General features: G+C 39.2%; 16 protein-coding genes and 1 pseudogene. 9 read left to right on the plus strand and 8 right to left on the minus strand.

Annotation, left to right across the window (positions count from 1 at the left end):
- Positions 1 to 7: 7 nt before the first annotated feature.
- Entirely contained in the window at positions 8 to 1,444 is a 1,437-nt protein-coding gene (locus tag BN997_RS13360; protein WP_084613033.1) for a SulP family inorganic anion transporter, read from the minus strand.
- 87 nt (positions 1,445 to 1,531) lie between these two features.
- On the opposite strand from BN997_RS13360, the gene BN997_RS13365 reads away from it, so the two are divergent.
- Positions 1,532 to 2,083: a recombinase family protein gene (locus BN997_RS13365; RefSeq protein ID WP_042532954.1), complete on the plus strand. Its 552-nt coding sequence runs from the start codon at positions 1,532 to 1,534 to the stop codon at positions 2,081 to 2,083.
- Between the two features lie 148 nt (positions 2,084 to 2,231).
- Here BN997_RS13365 and BN997_RS13370 read toward each other — a convergent pair whose 3' ends face one another.
- The 4 genes from BN997_RS13370 to BN997_RS13385 form a co-directional block, all read right to left on the minus strand.
- Positions 2,232 to 2,792, minus strand: a complete 561-nt coding sequence (locus BN997_RS13370; RefSeq protein ID WP_042532956.1) for a biotin transporter BioY — start codon at positions 2,790 to 2,792, stop codon at positions 2,232 to 2,234.
- A 287-nt stretch (positions 2,793 to 3,079) separates the two neighbouring features.
- On the minus strand, positions 3,080 to 3,553 hold the full coding sequence (locus BN997_RS13375) for an AraC family transcriptional regulator (protein ID WP_042532958.1): 474 nt from the start codon (positions 3,551 to 3,553) through the stop codon (positions 3,080 to 3,082).
- Between the two features lie 160 nt (positions 3,554 to 3,713).
- Positions 3,714 to 4,397 (minus strand): zf-HC2 domain-containing protein, encoded by a 684-nt coding sequence (locus BN997_RS13380; protein WP_042532960.1) that lies wholly within the window; start codon positions 4,395 to 4,397, stop codon positions 3,714 to 3,716.
- Complete coding sequence (locus BN997_RS13385; protein ID WP_042532962.1) at positions 4,394 to 4,885, minus strand: RNA polymerase sigma factor; 492 nt, start codon at positions 4,883 to 4,885, stop codon at positions 4,394 to 4,396. The genes BN997_RS13380 and BN997_RS13385 overlap by 4 nt, the downstream gene beginning before the upstream one ends.
- A 357-nt stretch (positions 4,886 to 5,242) precedes the next feature.
- On the opposite strand from BN997_RS13385, the gene BN997_RS13390 reads away from it, so the two are divergent.
- The 4 genes from BN997_RS13390 to BN997_RS13405 all read left to right on the plus strand — a co-directional run bounded on the left by BN997_RS13390 (position 5,243) and on the right by BN997_RS13405 (position 10,338).
- Complete coding sequence (locus BN997_RS13390; protein WP_042532966.1) at positions 5,243 to 5,944, plus strand: response regulator transcription factor; 702 nt, start codon at positions 5,243 to 5,245, stop codon at positions 5,942 to 5,944.
- Positions 5,931 to 6,938, plus strand: a complete 1,008-nt coding sequence (locus BN997_RS13395) for a sensor histidine kinase (RefSeq protein WP_042532968.1) — start codon at positions 5,931 to 5,933, stop codon at positions 6,936 to 6,938. The genes BN997_RS13390 and BN997_RS13395 overlap by 14 nt, the downstream gene beginning before the upstream one ends.
- A gap of 134 nt (positions 6,939 to 7,072) precedes the next feature.
- Positions 7,073 to 7,747 (plus strand): ABC transporter ATP-binding protein, encoded by a 675-nt coding sequence (locus BN997_RS13400; RefSeq protein WP_374705725.1) that lies wholly within the window; start codon positions 7,073 to 7,075, stop codon positions 7,745 to 7,747.
- Positions 7,744 to 10,338 carry an ABC transporter permease gene (locus BN997_RS13405; protein ID WP_042532972.1) on the plus strand — a complete coding sequence of 865 codons (2,595 nt, stop codon included), beginning with the start codon at positions 7,744 to 7,746 and terminating at the stop codon, positions 10,336 to 10,338. The genes BN997_RS13400 and BN997_RS13405 overlap by 4 nt, the downstream gene beginning before the upstream one ends.
- 175 nt (positions 10,339 to 10,513) lie before the next feature.
- Here the strand turns inward: BN997_RS13405 and fosM are convergent, their stop codons facing one another.
- Together fosM and BN997_RS13415 are read right to left on the minus strand one after the other, a co-directional pair.
- Positions 10,514 to 10,936, minus strand: coding sequence for a FosM family fosfomycin resistance protein (fosM, locus tag BN997_RS13410; RefSeq protein WP_042536117.1), 423 nt, complete (start codon positions 10,934 to 10,936; stop codon positions 10,514 to 10,516).
- A 34-nt stretch (positions 10,937 to 10,970) separates the two neighbouring features.
- Positions 10,971 to 11,192 carry a hypothetical protein gene (locus BN997_RS13415; RefSeq protein ID WP_042532974.1) on the minus strand — a complete coding sequence of 74 codons (222 nt, stop codon included), beginning with the start codon at positions 11,190 to 11,192 and terminating at the stop codon, positions 10,971 to 10,973.
- A gap of 420 nt (positions 11,193 to 11,612) precedes the next feature.
- On the opposite strand from BN997_RS13415, the gene BN997_RS13420 reads away from it, so the two are divergent.
- The 3 genes and pseudogenes from BN997_RS13420 (at position 11,613) to BN997_RS13430 (ending at position 15,311) form a co-directional block, all read left to right on the plus strand.
- Positions 11,613 to 13,082: an ABC transporter permease gene (locus tag BN997_RS13420; protein ID WP_042532976.1), complete on the plus strand. Its 1,470-nt coding sequence runs from the start codon at positions 11,613 to 11,615 to the stop codon at positions 13,080 to 13,082.
- 15 nt (positions 13,083 to 13,097) lie between these two features.
- A pseudogene (locus BN997_RS13425) lies at positions 13,098 to 13,765 on the plus strand (ABC transporter ATP-binding protein).
- The gene (locus BN997_RS13430; RefSeq protein ID WP_042532978.1) at positions 13,758 to 15,311 is read left to right on the plus strand and encodes a PASTA domain-containing protein; all 1,554 of its coding nucleotides are present in this window, start codon (positions 13,758 to 13,760) and stop codon (positions 15,309 to 15,311) included. Before BN997_RS13425 ends, BN997_RS13430 begins: the two are co-directional and overlap by 8 nt.
- Positions 15,312 to 15,422: 111 nt before the next feature.
- Here the strand turns inward: BN997_RS13430 and BN997_RS13435 are convergent, their stop codons facing one another.
- Complete coding sequence (locus BN997_RS13435) at positions 15,423 to 15,764, minus strand: DUF1093 domain-containing protein (protein WP_042532980.1); 342 nt, start codon at positions 15,762 to 15,764, stop codon at positions 15,423 to 15,425.
- A 205-nt stretch (positions 15,765 to 15,969) separates the two neighbouring features.
- Here BN997_RS13435 and BN997_RS13440 point away from each other — a divergent pair, with 205 nt between their 5' ends.
- The gene (locus BN997_RS13440) at positions 15,970 to 16,668 is read left to right on the plus strand and encodes a response regulator transcription factor (protein ID WP_042532982.1); all 699 of its coding nucleotides are present in this window, start codon (positions 15,970 to 15,972) and stop codon (positions 16,666 to 16,668) included.
- The last annotated feature ends 12 nt before the right edge of the window (positions 16,669 to 16,680 follow it).

Consider the following 16,680-nt stretch of genomic DNA (forward strand, 5'->3'; position numbering starts at 1 on the left):
TCTCCTTTTAATGTGAGGATAGAACCCCATTTAATTTATCCATTATTTTTTTACTTGAACTATCCAGTTCGACAAGCTCCACCTGAATTCCTTTGGATTTTAACAGTTCCGATACTTTTAAAATGGCGCCGACACCAGAATCATCCCAAACGCGGCTGTCAGAGAAATCAATCTGGATTTTTTTACTCTGGATATTCGCTTTTTTAAAGTAATCAACAAATCCATCGATGGAAGCGAAAAAGAGCTGCCCATGAATGCTGTAACGATTACCGTCTTTGGAAATTTTAACAGTTGAAATTTTTATTACAAAGAAAATAGCACTTAACAGCACTCCGGCAAGAACTCCTTTGGATAAATCATGGGTGTAGACGACGATGATAACAGTAGTTAACATCACGATGGCATCTGTACGTGGAGCCTTTATTAAATAGTTAAAGGAGCTCCAATCAAATGTTCCGATACTTACCATAATCATAATGCCGACTAAAACAGGCATGGGGATTTGAACAACCAGATCACCCAGTACAATAATGAGAAACATTAAAAAAATACCGGCAATGAACGTAGATAAACGTCCGCGCCCGCCAGATTTTACATTAATCACCGACTGGCCGATCATCGCACAGCCGGCCATTCCGCCAAAGAATCCGGTAATAAAATTGGCTATTCCTTGCCCGCGCGCTTCCCCGTTTTTATTGCTTTCCGTTCCAGTCATATCATCGACAATCTGTGAGGTAAGCAGGGTTTCCAGCAACCCGACAATCGCCATGGATAACGCATATGGAAATATAATTTGCAGCGTTTCAAATGTCCACGGTACATTCGGAATAAAAAAAGACGGAAGTGTCTGAGTGATTGTTCCAAGATCCCCTACTGTATTAAGGTTGACGCCGCTGAATATGGCAATGGATGTTAATGCGACAATAGCAATCAATGGAGCTGGAATTACTTTGATAAACCGTGGTAAAGTATATACTAGGATTAACGTAATCCCCACAAATAGATAAGTCATGGTCGATATACCGATAAAATGCTCCAGCTGGGCCATAAAAATCAAAATAGCTAATGCATTGACAAAGCCAATCATGACGGCATTTGGAACAAATTTCATGACTTTAGCAACCTTGCAAATACCAAAGATAAGCTGAATAATACCTGTTAAAATGGTGGCTGCCAAAAGATAGTCGAGACCATAATCTCTGACCAGTGGAACCATAAGTAATGCCATTGCTCCGGTAGCTGCGGAAATCATTCCCGGCCGGCCGCCGGCAAAAGAAATGACTACAGCAATAATAAATGAGGTATATAATCCGACCATTGGATCAACACCTGCTATGATGGAGAAAGCTATTGCTTCCGGAATAAGAGCGAGCGCAACGACAATGCCGGATAAGATGTCAGCCCGGATATTACCGAACCATTGTTGTTTTAAAGTTTGCATGATAAACTCCTTTTCTAAAATTCTTTTCACATTGTAGCACTAACTTTCCCAAAAAGGAACCCTTCAGGGAAATAAATAGGAGCGGATAATATGATATATGGCTATACAAGACCGTTATATAACGATAAACATTCTCAAAATCAACTAGTATCTTTAAAGGGAAAATGTGACCGGATTTTTCAAGAAGCACATGGAACGCCGAAAAAACGAATCCAGCTGGAGAATCTATTGATGGAGATGCAATCAGGAGACAGTATCCTTGTAGAAAAAATGATTGCCTTAGCGGATACCTTTCACCACTTGATGGAAGTATTAAAAGTATGTGAAAAAGATAATGTGAAAATCCATTTTCTGAATGAGGATATTCAAAGTGATACGCTGCTAAACATTCATTTACAGGACATGATGGCATATATTCTGCAATTCCAATCAGACAGTATTAAACAATCTACAACGCAAGGGATGTATGAGGCGAAGCAGCAGGGGAAAACCATTGGGCGTCCTAAGAAATCGGATGAAAATATTAAAAAGGCGATTGCGATGTATCAGGATGGCTTTAAATTATTTGATATTAAAAATGAAACAGGGATAAGTAAGTCAACGCTTTATCGTTATTTGGAATCATTTGAAGGGGAAAATTGATTTGGGAAGATATTGGAGCTATCTATTGATATTTGCAGATGAGGTTCTTCTAGTCCAATATCTTCCTGCGTCAGGTTTTCTAATTTAATTTTGTTTTCTGCCTAAAAGATGCTATTTCTAATCGTTTATTGTCCAAGTATTTTTCACCTTAATATGTAACACGCTTTTTCCTATCAATCAGAGGATACACCTGAGTGATTTTTATAATAACGGCGCTGGCAATCAGTGCTTTTAAAATGTCTCCTGGTAAAAAGACCAAGGCAGAAATAGCGGTCGGTCCCCATGGAAGGTCAGATAAAATAGATAAATAGGTAACACCGATAATATTTACAATGATAACCCCGCCAAAGGTTGTAATTAATACGAGCTTCCAATAGGTCAGGTGACGAAAACTTTTTTCTGTTAAGTACCCGATAATCCATGCTGCGATCGGCCAGGATATAATATATCCTCCCGTCGGCCCGATAAGCACGCCTAAACCGCCGCGTCCGCCGGTTAATAAGGGGACTCCTACCGCAACGAGAAAAACAAAAAGCAAGACACTGAGTCCGCCTCGTTTTGCTCCTAATATTCCGCCTGCAAGCATGATGCCAAGCGTCTGTACCACAATCGGTACAGGAATAAAAGGAACGGGAATAGGAGGGAAAATAGCCAGAACCCCCACGATTGCTGCGAATAGCGACATAAACATCATATCTCTTAATTTCAATTTTATTCCCACGCTTTCTAGTTTTGATATTAATAGAATAAGGGAATATATACTTAATTGTCAACCATTATTTTAAAATGGGTGACAATGAAATGTGGAAATGTAATAAATCCTCAGGAGAACCTCTCCTTATATTCAAAAGCAGTAACAAGGCTATGTATAAGGACAGAGGGAAACTACTGAGGAATGAAATTTAATTTAATCCTTAATTCTAGAGAATAATTATACTTCTATATCAAATTTAGTTATAGTAAAGCCAGTATTCACACATTAAAAAGCCTCTTCTTTTAGATTCTATTCTGGATAGGCAAGCAAATTTCACAAACATGTTTTTCAAGCATGAAAGGCATATACCGCTCCAAAATCGGTCTTGTCTCATCTAACTGATAGCCAGCACCAGCTAATTCAGAAAAAATAACCTGCCATGCTCTGTTCATTGCTTCCTGAGTATGTTCAATAGTGAAAACAGCATAGCTGCCGCCTTGTAAAATAGCCTGTTGGACACATTCATCAGTTATTTCCTGTTGGGCAGACAATACAAGCGCTGTATCGTATCTGCACGCCTCGGGAGGAACATGTGCTGGATTGTCCCAAATAATACCTAATACAACTGCATTATCTGTCAATAAATTACCCTTTGAAACATTGTTATAGGTCATCCAATGCTTAAATCTAGCCATTAGCTGATTATTTTCCTCTCCGTATGCACCAGTTCTCCGCATATAGACAATTGGCAGATCTGAAATTTGTTCTAATTTCATAATAAACATTCTCCTAAAAATATAAGTACGCCGGCGTCTATGAACATCATAAGTCCCTTTAAAATGAAAAACAACCAGAGTTTTAAAATAATTTTAAAAATGATATTTTGAAATTTTATTATTTTTAGGTGAAAGGTTATCTGATGACGATTCTCTCCAATTAATTATTATTTTCTGCGTTGTATAAATCCTTTAATTGTATTTCTTTCGTACGGTCTTTATATTGAATGTGTATTATATCTTCCTCTGTCAATTTCTTTTCTGTTCCATCAGGTAGCAATAACGTATTTTCATCTAAAAATGTATACGTAATCTCACTTCCATTTTGGTGATCACTTGCCACTTCTGAAAAATAATTTAATTTCGTATCTGCAAGGATATTCCAATTTTCATAGATAATAATTGTATCAATATACTCTTTATCTCCTGGCTGCAGCATGGCTAAAAGGTAGCGGTTATCATTTTTTGATTGAAAAGTCAGCGTAGTTGTTTGATTCTGCTGCTGAATGGTTGTTTCCACATTATTTTCATCTGCTATCCACATATGGACAAAAAGGAAATAATAACCAATAGATAGAAGAAGAAATAGTGCCAGCAGCGATCCTGTTATCATGAAAATCTTTCTTCTGTTTTTTGACCGAACCTTTTTCAGATAATCAATATTTCTTTTCTCATCTTTTTGCTCATGGGTGTGTTCTGCTATCAAATCCTCTTGCATTTCTTTAAAGTATTCCCGGCACTCCGCACATTGTTCCATATGTTCTTCCATCTGTTTATTTGTTTCATCACTTGTCAGGTTTTCAATATAACTAGGTACTAAATCTTTGAAGACACTATGGTTCATTCCTTTTGGCCACCCTTTCGTAATTGTTGTTTAGCTCGATAAAATGTTACCCGGGCCCAGTTTTCTGATTCTCCGAAAATCAATCCTATTTCTTTGAAAGATAAATCCCCCAGCAGCCTGAGATAAATAATTTCACGCTTTTTCTCATCAAGCTGATGGGCTTGCTTGAAAAAATTGATTTTATTTTCCTTCTTAAAATATTCTTCCTCCAAATGATAAGATAGCGTATCCTCATTCTGGAGCGATTCTTCTAATTGTTTCCTTTTCTTTTCCTTATGCAGTTCTTGTAACCAGACATTTTTTGCTATAGCACACAGCCAGGTAGAAAATTTAGCTCTTCCATTGTTATGAAAGTTATCGATGGATTTAATAGCCTGATAGAATGTTTCTTGCGTCAGTTCTTCAGCCGTCTGACTATTATTGGTCAGTGTTAATAAGTATTTAAAAATAAAGTCTCCATATTCCTGATAAACCTCCTCTGTGTTCACGTTTTACCTCCTCTCAATGGTAATCTGATTAATGATTGTTAAATGTTTAATCATCTATATATCCAAGAATTTACTGATTCGTTACAATATTTTTTTCCAACTCTATTATTTTCTGCTATTTACCTTCTTCTGTAAACAATGAGCAGCAGGTCTAAATAGAGGGAACACAGCTGTATCGGGAGAATAATAGGTCTCTAAATGATAAACAAACGAATCAAAAACAGTCTCATCGTTCATAGAACATATTAAAAGAAAAGTGGAAAATATATATTAATCCTATAAATTCTTGAAATTCATTTGTATAATGACCATAGATATCAGTTAACAGCAATGAAACAGATAAATGGAGGGACAGCTATGAAATTACTCATTGTAGAAGACGATAAAACAATTGCTTCCGGCTTGGAGTATTCCCTAAGCCAAGAAGGCTATGAAGTAATCGTCTGTCATCATGCGCAAGGAGCAGAGGAAAGGATAGACACAGAGATAGACAGCATTTCTCTATGCTTATTTGATTTATCTTTGCCTGATGGCAGCGGCTATGATTTATGCCGGCGTGTCAAAGAAAGTGCAGATGTCCCGGTTATATTTCTAACCGTTGCCGATGATGAAGTGAACGTGGTAATGGGACTGGATATAGGGGCAGATGATTATATTACCAAGCCATTTCGTATACGTGAATTAAGTGCACGGATTAAAACCGTGCTCAGGCGTTATCAAAAAAATAACACGCAGGAGAAGGATTCTGTCCACCTTGATTCGCTGGAGGTATTTCCGTTAGAAGGAAAAGTATATAAAGCAAATATAGAACTTGCATTAACCGCACTGGAATATAGGCTGTTGATGATTTTTATCAACCACCGCGGGCAGATATTGTCTCGGGAACAGCTGCTGGAACAGATATGGGATGTGGCTGGCGAGTTTGTCAACGATAATACGCTTACGGTGTATATTAAACGGCTTCGAAAGAAAATTGAAGATAATCCGCAGCAGCCGGCAATCATAGAAACAGTCAGAGGGCTGGGATACAGAATGGCGGCAGAAGATGTTACGAAATAAAGAAATCTGTTTTTTTCTCACTTCCACGGTATTGATTTTAGGAATCGGCATGCTATTAGGATATATGCATTCTCCTGTCACAGCTGTCTATATTGTGATTGTGGGCGGGAGCCTGGCGAGTTGCTATATGGTATGGATGGCCTGGCGCTATCAGCGGATTATCCAGTTATCCGGTTATTTACGAAAAATTATGGCAGGAGATACCGCGCTCGATGTCCGGGATAATAGAGAAGGGGACCTCAGTATATTAAAAAATGAAATCTATAAAATGACCCGGATGCTATCTGAACAGCAGGAAGGGCTGCAGAAGGATAAAGAAAAACTCACGGATGCAATCTCCGATATTTCTCATCAAATCAAAACGCCGCTGACTTCGATGACCGTAATGGCTGATTTATTAAGCAATCCGAATATCGAGACGGAAAAGCGGCATGAATTTACATATCATATTCGCAGGCAATTAGAACGGATGGAATGGCTTGTATCCTCGTTATTAAAGCTTTCCAAAATCGATGCGGGAACTACTTTATTCAGCAAGGAAAAGGTTGAAGTGGACCAGCTTATACAAGAAGTTGTTGCACCAATGGAGATTCCTGTGGAGCTGAAGGAGATAGAGCTGGAGATAGAAGAAAAGCCGGGGGTGACTTTTATAGGCGATAAAAATTGGACGAAAGAGGCTTGTATTAATATTTTAAAGAATGCAATAGAACACACCCCGCATGGCGGAAAAGTCTCCATCTCTTATGAGGAAAATGCTATTTTTACAGAAATACGAATTAATGATAATGGCAAAGGTATCGAGAAAGCAGAGCTTCCACATATTTTTAAACGTTTTTATAAAGGAAGTCAGGCGGCTGATGGCAGTGTTGGTATTGGTTTGGCGATGGCTTATTCGATTGTTGCTAATCAGCAGGGAGATATTGAAGTAATAAGTGAATCTGGAAAAGGAACCACTTTTTTAATTAAATTCTATCAGGGAGAAGCAGCTCGCTAAATGAAGTTTCACTTTATCAGCAGGTTATGTCATCATAAGTGACAATATTGTCACTGTTATTGTCACCATCCCGTCACCTTAGACAGGTAAAGTTGGGAATAAAGGAAAATAAGGAGGAAATTGTAGTGGAATTAATGCGGGTTGAAAATTTGTCTAAAGTGTACGGAAAAGGTGACACGGCAGTAAAAGCATTGGATAATGTATCATTTTCCGTGGAGCAGGGGGAGTTTGTAGCAATTATTGGACCGTCTGGTTCCGGGAAATCGACACTGCTTCATTTGCTGGGTGGTGTGGACCGGCCGACGGATGGCAAGGTATTTATAGAGAATACAGATATCTATGAATTAAATGAAACACAGTTAGCTGTTTTTCGCAGGAGACAGATTGGCTTAATTTATCAGTTTTACAATCTCCTGCCAATTTTAACTGTTGAGGAAAATATTACGTTGCCAATGCTGTTAGATTCTCATCAGGTGGAAAAAAAGCACTTTAAGGAATTGATAGAGATTCTTGGGCTTAAAGACCGATTAGATTATTTACCGAATCAGCTATCTGGGGGCCAGCAGCAGCGTGTATCCATTGGCAGAGCTCTAATCAGTAATCCGTCTATTATTCTTGCGGATGAGCCGACGGGGAATTTAGACAGTAAGAATAGTAAAGAAATCATTGATTTATTAAAACTATTTAATAAATCATATCACCAGACATTGGTCGTCATTACCCATGATGAACGAATTGCCCTTCAGGCTGATCGGATTATTTCCATTGAGGATGGTGTGATCGCCAAGGACGAGGTGATTCGCCAATGAATATTGTCAATAAAGTTACGTTAAGGCATTTAAAAGAAAATAAACGAAGAACGCTTATTACTATCATTGGTGTCATTATTTCTGTTGCGATGATTACAGGAGTAGCTTCCCTGGGAATTTCTTTTATAGATATGCAGCAGCGGGATGCGATTGCTAATGAGGGGAATTGGCATTACAGCATGGATCAGCTTGATTCAGAGCAGCTGGAAAAAATTCAAACCGATGCCAATACTGATTCTGTCGGTGTGATGAAGGAATATGGGTATGCACCGTTGAATGACCAATTATTGAAAAGATACCTGTATGTCCGGGGCATGGATGAAGCGGCTCTGGAGCAGATGCAAGTGAATCTGACGAAAGGCCGGCTCCCGGCAAGTGAAAAGGAGGTAGTGATCTCTGAGGAATTAAAGAGACAGGATTTTGATTACCAAATTGGAGATACGATTGAGTTAGACATAGGAGAAAGACGTTATACAGGAACGGAAGGTATGGAAAATCGTGCGTTAGACCAAAATGATTCTCTTTTGGTTATTGAAGGACAATTAGATGAAGAATTACGTGAGCAAACCGAATACAGCTTTACCATTGTTGGTGAAATCGAAGAACCGATATGGGACGAGCCGTGGTCTCCAGGATATACCGTGTTAGCTTATACGGATGCACAAGCGTCATCTGTGGTGGACCGTGCTTTTGTAAAAGTGAATGATTTAGGGATAACCCTTTTCGATGATGTAGATTTGCTGGCGCAAGAATTGGATGTAGCGTCCGATGCGTATAATTTTAACACGACTTTATTGAATACGTACCTTGTTTCCTTGAACAGTGGGACGGTTTCTACTTTGTCCGGATTATTAACGGTTATTATGCTGATTATCGTGATTGGTTCAATGGCTTTAATTTATAATGCATTTGCTATCTCTGTATCAGAAAGATCACGGTATTTAGGGATGCTTTCCAGTACTGGTGCAACGAAACGGCAAAAGAGAAATTCCGTATTATTTGAAGGGCTCTTAATCGGATTGATCAGTATCCCTATTGGAATTGGAGCTGGTTTTGCCGGCATTGGCATCACGTTGCATTATGTGAATCAGATTTTACAAAATGTAGGGCTTGAGACAGATTTCCGGTTGGCTGTTACTCTTCCTTTAATCGGGATAGCTGTCGGTGTTTCTTTGATGACCATTTTGATTTCTGCATGGATACCTGCAGTCAGAGCATCTAAAGTAACTGCAATAGATGCTATCCGTCAGGCGAAGGATGTCAAATTAACGAAAAAGAAAGTGAAAACAAACCGTATCGTCCGTAAACTCTTTGGCTATGAAGCGGAAATTGCTTTGAAGAATTTAAAGAGACATAAGAAACGTTACCAGGTGACTGTTTTTTCACTCATGATCAGCGTTATTCTGTTCTTAACTGTAGGGTTCTATACCAATTCGCTGACAAAATCATATGAAGTACTGTCGGAGGAACTGGAATATGATATTTCCATTAGCGGCACGGGAGAAATAGATGATTCCAATCCTTTGTGGGAAATCTATCAAGACATACAAGATTTAGATAGTGTGGAGGAAAGTTTCATTTACAAAACAGCCCAGCTTCAGGCGTATTTTCCAGAGCAAATGGCTGGAGAGAACTATGAAAATAGGGATGGAACTCCTGAAACAGCAGAAGGTCTCCCGTATTACCTGGAATTAGTGGGCTTATCTGATGCGGATTGGGAACAATATCTAGCCGATAATGATATAACAGATAGGACAGAAAGTGATTTTCGCGGTGTTTTAGTAAACCATGTCACCTATAATGATGGCACGCAATACATCGAAACAGATATGTTAAAAGTGGATACGGGTGATATGCTGCCGCTTCAAGTGAACAGCTACAATGAAGAAAGAGACGATTGGAACTTCGAACAGGGAGAAGACATCGAGCTGCTTGGTCTGACGAATCAATATCCCGTTGGAAATTCCTATGCCGATTCGAACACTATTTATCTTATTGTACCGGAGCAAGTGCTTGAGAATACAATGGAATCATTTCCAAATGAAAGAACAAGTTTATCCGAGATATATGTCACCTCTGATGATCCGGACCAGGCGCAAGAGGATATAGAAGCGCTGGGGATTGCGGATGAGGTATCTATTTACAATCAGTATGAAGTCAGGCAGGATAATGAACAATTCGCACGGGTGCTGTCTATTTTTGTTTACGGGTTTATCATCCTGATTACATTGATTTCCGTTGCTAATATCTTTAATACCATTTCAACAAGTATTGCTCTGCGGAGAAGAGAATTTGCAACGATGAAATCGATCGGCATGACGCCAAAAGCTTTTCGTAAAATGATTTATTTTGAGAGCCTGTTTTATGGAATAAAATCCTTGCTGTATGGGCTGCCAATCAGTTTCGTGGTAATGTATATTATTTACTGGCAGACGCAATACGCCTTTGATTACAGCTTCAACATTCCATGGATGTATATTGGAATAGCGATTCTAGCTGTATTCCTGATTGTTGGAGCAGCCATGCTATACTCGATGTCGAAATTGAAGAAGGATAGTATTGTGGAGACGTTAAGACAGGAAAATATTTAGAGCAACATAACAAGCTATCTCGGGTGGGAATATCTGAGATAGCTTGTTTTTTTGTTATTTAGAATGCTGGGCTTTAAAATTATCATAACGTGGCTGTTCGTGCTAATAGTGAAAAAGATCCATAGATGAACATGTTTCGAATAGGAGAAGCAGCGAAACAAACAACGCTATCCGTTTAAATATAAAACTCCATATGAGGCTTTTCCTGCTTATAATAATTCATTCTGTCCTGTAACGTGCCAGTATGAAATTCAAACTTATGACCATCAGGGTCTGTAAAATAGATCGATTTCTTATCTTTTTCATCCCTGGGACGGCCCGTTAACATATTTACGTCTAATTCCTCTAATTTGTTATATATGCTGTCAAAATCAGCTTCTTCAATGGAAAAAGCAATATGTGTATAGGATTGGCTTATTTCATTCCGGGGTATGTCCTTCTCCAAATTAAGAGCCAGCCACATGCCATTTAAATCAAAATAAGCTGTGCTTCTTCCCTTGACCAGTAATTTAGCATCAAACACATTCTGGTAAAAACGTATGGACTTTTCCAAATCAGAAACAGAAAATAAAAAATGATTTACTCCCTTTATAAACAACTTTATCACCTCAATATGATTAGTTTCATTTTTTCTAAGAACAACAATAAATAGCTGCATCAAAAGCATCTTCCGGAATATAGATGATTTCATTTCTTATTTCGTAAGGTATATCATGGTTTTCTAACAATTCCGTAGCATTGCTGTTTGTCTTTTCTCCCCACTCGGTGTATTCGCCGGTATATTCTTTTTGACAAGCGGATAAGGCTGCCAAAAGAAAAAAAGCACAAAGTATAAATACTAGAACCTTCTTCAAAATCTTTCTCTCCTTTAAATGATTTAATCAATTTCGTTTATATTCATTCTTTAACTCTACCAAAAAGTTTTCTTACGTTAAAGAGCCCACTCTATTAATGCAAAAGCACATGTTAATTTCCGATGTACGCGTATTTACGAAAAATCATTGTACGCGTATTTACGAAAAATCATTTCCGTTCCATCCTAAGGAAAAGAAAATTTTGTATATTTTAAAAAAAGTTATTGTTTTTCTTCTGTATTAAGAATATAATACATTTAAATATGTGTCTTAGTGTATTAATACAGTATGACAAAAATACATCATTAGAACGAGGTGAGGGGTTATATTCAAGTAGTAGCTTGGATAGTTACTTTAGTATAATTGTAATATTTATACTTAAAAAGAATTTATTGTTAGAAGTTGTTGAGGGGGTTAGTTATGAATTTTATGAAACGGGCTTTTTTAGGGATTACTAGAAAAAAAGGAAAGTCTTTAATTTTACTTGCAGTTATTTTTATTTTAGGAAATTTGATTTCTGGAGCTATTGCGATTCAGCAGGCAACCGGCAATGTAGAGACCACCATTAAAGAGAGACTGGGTACTGCAGCAACGGTTGACATGGATTATAAAGCATGGGAGTCCATGTCTGAGGAAGAACTGGAAACCTTGGAGATGGAAGAGCTGGGCGTTGATCTGATTAAGCAGATTGGCGAGCTTCCTTATGTGAAATACTATGATTACAGCATGACCACCTGGATGGGGTCAGAGAGTATAGAACCTTATCAAGAAGAACTGGAAGAGGATGTTATGTATGGGGATGAAGATAATATCCCTTTTAGCCTGAAAGGGATCAATTACGCTCCAGTTATTGATTTTGAAGAAGGAAAAGGGGAGTTAGCAGACGGACGGGTGTTTACAGAGGAAGAGATTAAGAATGGCACGTCCGTGGCAATCATTTCTCAAAAACTGGCAGAGCAAAATAATTTAGAGGTAGGAGATACATTTACATTATTAAGTGCTGTGTATGATTACTCGGAAGAGACGGGTGAAGAGACCGTATTGGATTCCAGAGATATTGTTTTAGAAGTGATTGGATTATTCGATCCGCAATCTGGAAAGGAAGAGACAGAGAGTAAAGAGGAAGATAGCGATATGTTCCTGATGGAGGATATCGACTATCAGAATACCGTATATGTTCCTAATGCCATTATATCTGCCGAAGAACAGTATTACTGGGAGGTATATGCTGAAGACGATCCAGAAATTGCTGAAATGCTGGAAGAAGAGTCGATGGAATACTATACGCCAATCTATTACTTAAATAATCCAGAGGACATAGAGCCATTTGAAGAAGAGGTGGCGCCGTTATTGCCGGAGCTTTATACGGTAATTAGCGCAAGTGACCAATATGATGATATTTCAGGACCGATGGAATCCATGTCCACGCTGTCAAAATATGTTTTATTAGTGGCTGTGATTGCGACCGTACTCATTACTGGATTAGTCGTTTTACTATTTTTGCGGGACCGCAAGCGTGAATTAGGGATTTACTTATCCTTAGGTGAGAAGCGGGGTAAGGTTGTCGGACAGATTTTAATTGAAGTAATCGTCGTTGCCTTTGTTGGTATTACATTATCATTATTTACTGGAAATCTCTTAGCAGGGCAAGTATCAGATACGATGATGAAAGCAGATGATACGCAAGAAGAAAGCTATGAAGGTGTTATTTATTATGAAGGGATAGAAACCAATTTGACGGCAGAAGATGTGATAGATTCATATGAGGTCAGTCTTAATTCCAGCTATGTGCTCGGTTTTTATGGAATCGGTCTGTTAACGATTTTGATTTCAACGATTATCCCGCTGATTTATATTGTCCGGTTGAATCCAAAGAAAATACTGATGTGATGGTGAGGTGAGAAGATGATATTAGAAGCAAAGGATTTAAATTATTATTATCAGGACGGCGAACAGCGCCGTTATATTTTAAAGGATACATCTATCTCTTTTGAGAAGGGGAAGTTTTATACGATTTTAGGGCAGTCCGGCTCAGGAAAGACAACCTTGTTATCCTTGCTCAGTGCGTTGGATTCACCGCATAGCGGAGAAGTGTTATTTAACGAGGAGAATATTAAGAAAATTGGATATGAAAAATACCGCCGCAATAATGTAGGGATTATTTTTCAAAGCTATAATTTAATTCCGACTTTTACAGCTATTGAAAACGTACTGGTCCCGATGTCAATCACGGAAAATGAAATTCCGGATGATACCAAAACCGTAGCGTATAATTTGCTGGATTATATCGGGATTGTAAAAAATAAAGCAGACCGTCTGGTTAATCAGCTGTCCGGGGGAGAGCAGCAGCGTGTTGCCATTGCCCGTGCGCTGGCAACGAACGTGGAATTAATTCTTGCCGATGAACCTACTGGAAATCTTGATGAAGAGATGGAGCAGGAAATCATTGATATCTTTAAAAAATTGATGAGCATGGGAAATGTGTCATTGTGGTAACTCACTCCAATGAAATTGCCGAACAGTCTGATCAGGCTTTCCAATTAAGGAAGGGTGTTCTGTCTTCCTATGAGTGATTTTTTATCCAAGTTTAATAAAGATAAATATGATGATCTGGTAAATGAAAAAGAAGACAAGGAAATAAAGAGCAGTGACAATAAGAAAGAACAGAAACAGGAAGAAAAAGTACCGCAGCAGAAGCACGAGGAACAGGCTTCTGCTGTGGAAAAGGAAGAGCCCGTATATAAAAAGCATGAGCCCGTCCCTGCTTCTTCCTCTCTTTCCTCCAGAAGCGGCCGCCGTCAAGATGCAGAAGAAGAAGTGGAAATTGACTTAGATTACCGGAGGAAGAAAAAACGCCGGATGTGGCTGCTTATTTCTGGAGCCGTTTTGGCTTGTATCCTGATTTTCTTCATTTATTATCTGCTTGTTCATGTGAAGGTAGAAAATTTTGAGGGTCAGCCTGTGGCAGATGTGCGGGCCTGGGCTGAGGAGAACGATGTGGAAATCGAATTAGAACAGGAATACAGCATGGAGCATGATGCGAACCATGTTATTTCACAAAGTGTTTCTGAAGGGGACAAGATTAAAAAAGGAAAAACGCTGCAATTAACCAGCAGTTTAGGTGCTGATCCAGAAGAAGTTATTCCGCTGGTTGATTTTTCAGAGATGTCCCAAGAAGAAGCACAAATCTGGATTGAAGAAAATAAAGCAGAAAACCTGCAGCTGGTCACAGAATATAGTGATGATATCGAAGCGGGGGGCTTTATTCAGTTTTCCATCAAGGATAGCAGTATTGATGAATCGGAATACAAACGGAAGGATAGTGCTGCTGTCTATTATTCAAGAGGGGAAGAAGTTTTCGAAAAGAATATTACTATCCCTGATTTTACCGGAGCTGCCAAAGAAGAAGTGGAAAAATGGGCAGAGACCAATGAAATTGAGATGACCTATGAAGAGGCTGATTCGGACAGCGTCGAAGAAGGAAATATTATCAGTCAAAGTGAACCGGCGGATGAGAAAATCGCGAAAAGAGACGAGATGGAAGTGGTTGTATCAGCCGGTAAAGCAGTGGTCGTTCCGAATTTTGGAGGGGTAACTGCGGAAGAAGCAGCGATGAATTATCCAGATTTAAATGTCACCGTAAAACATGCTTTTCATGCAGACGTTGCCTATGGAACGCTGATTTCACAATCTGTTGAAGCAGATACAAAGCTGACAAATAAAGATGACAAGGATGTTACCGTAACGTACTCTCAGGGCAGACCATATTTGCATGATTTCCGAGGACAGACAGAAGGGGATTTGCCAAGACTGTTTTATGAGGAATATCAATCAAAGGGTGCGGACATCAACTATATTGTAAAGTATGTTGATTCCCCGGAAGTAAAGGGAACCGTCGTGGATATGGGGGTATTTAATGAATTTGTGCCCATGACGTATACGGTGGAGGTCCGAATTAGCAATAATGCTTCTGCACCGCCAAATCCGCCGGCATTTGATGAAGGACCGGAAGATATTTATCCGGAGCCCGGAGCAGGCGGAGCTGATGGACTGGAAGAACTTGAACCAGAGCTTGGTGCAGATGAGTCTCCGGATTCATTGGAGGAAACGGAAGAGTAATAAACACAAATAAATATGATATCGAAACAGGAGTAATTTCCAATTGTCATGGAACTACTCCTGTTTTTTGAAAGTAAAATATTCCGATATAGCATTGGAAACTTCCAGTTCTTAATTTAACTGCAGCAGCGCTTCTTCTGAAACATCCTCTTCTCTTACCTCTGTCCAGCCTTTTCCATAGCTGCCCGATGCATCAATGCGCAGAAAAGCACCTGGCCGGAGCTCTCTATCGATTACTTTTGTGATTTGCTGTTCTTTGCCATCCGCGTTATACCCTGAAAAGACATACTTGTAATTGCCGGTCCACAGCTTTTCGTAATTATCATCAGCTGTTTCTGCATAATAGGTTTCTACCGGATGCTGTAACAACCAGTCTGTTAATGGAATGATGCCGGCTGTCGTCTTTTGGATGGCAACAGCGGCGAGGGTGAAGAGAATGAGTATTCCAATCAATACTTTGTACTGCTTTTTTCATATCATGACACTCCTTTTTTACGTGCTTTATTCTAATCTTTATTGTAAAGAAGGAGGCAGATTGAAAAAATCGCTTTCTCTTACAATTAGCTTACAGAATTGTAAGGTGAAAATGCTTTCTCTATTTTTGTGGTTCCATCCAATCTGTGCCATAATTAGTTAAAAACGGGGAGGGGGGATACGGATGCAAACCATTATGATTGTAGAAGATGACCCGAAGATTGCAAAGCATCTGCAGGATTATATTGAAAAATATGGTTATCGGGTGTCTTTTATCATGGATTTTGAACGGATCATGGAAGTATTTCAAGAGGAAAAGCCTGACTTAGTGCTTCTGGATATTAATTTACCAAGCTATGATGGTTTTTATTGGTGCAGGCAAATTCGCCAGCTGTCTACCTGTCCGGTCATTTTTATTTCTGCCCGCACAGGAGAGATGGACCAGGTAATGGCGCTGGAAAACGGAGGCGATGATTTTATCACAAAACCGTTCAGTGCGGAAATCGTGATGGCAAAAATACGCAGTCAGCTGCGCCGGGCATATGGAGCGTATGCTCAGGACGCAAAGGAGCGTTTCTTAGAGGTGGAAGGGTTAAAGCTTTCCCCGGAACGGCTGGAATTAACCTTCGCCGGAGAGGATACGTTTTTATCAAAAAAAGAAGCGGATATTATGGAAACCTTAATGAATCGTTATCCGCGTGTTGCCGGCAGGGAAGATTTGCTGGAGAAGCTTTGGGACGACCAGACCTATGTGGATGAAAACACATTGAACGTCAATATAACAAGAGTGCGGAAAAAGCTGCAGTCTGTCGGGATTGCAGATGGAGTGGAGACGGTTAGAGGAGTCGGCTACCGCTTAAAAAGCCTGTTGAAAGAAGAATAATGTAAATGGGGA

This window comes from Oceanobacillus oncorhynchi (genome assembly GCF_000821065.1).
Classification (GTDB): Bacteria; Bacillota; Bacilli; order Bacillales; family Amphibacillaceae; genus Oceanobacillus; species Oceanobacillus oncorhynchi.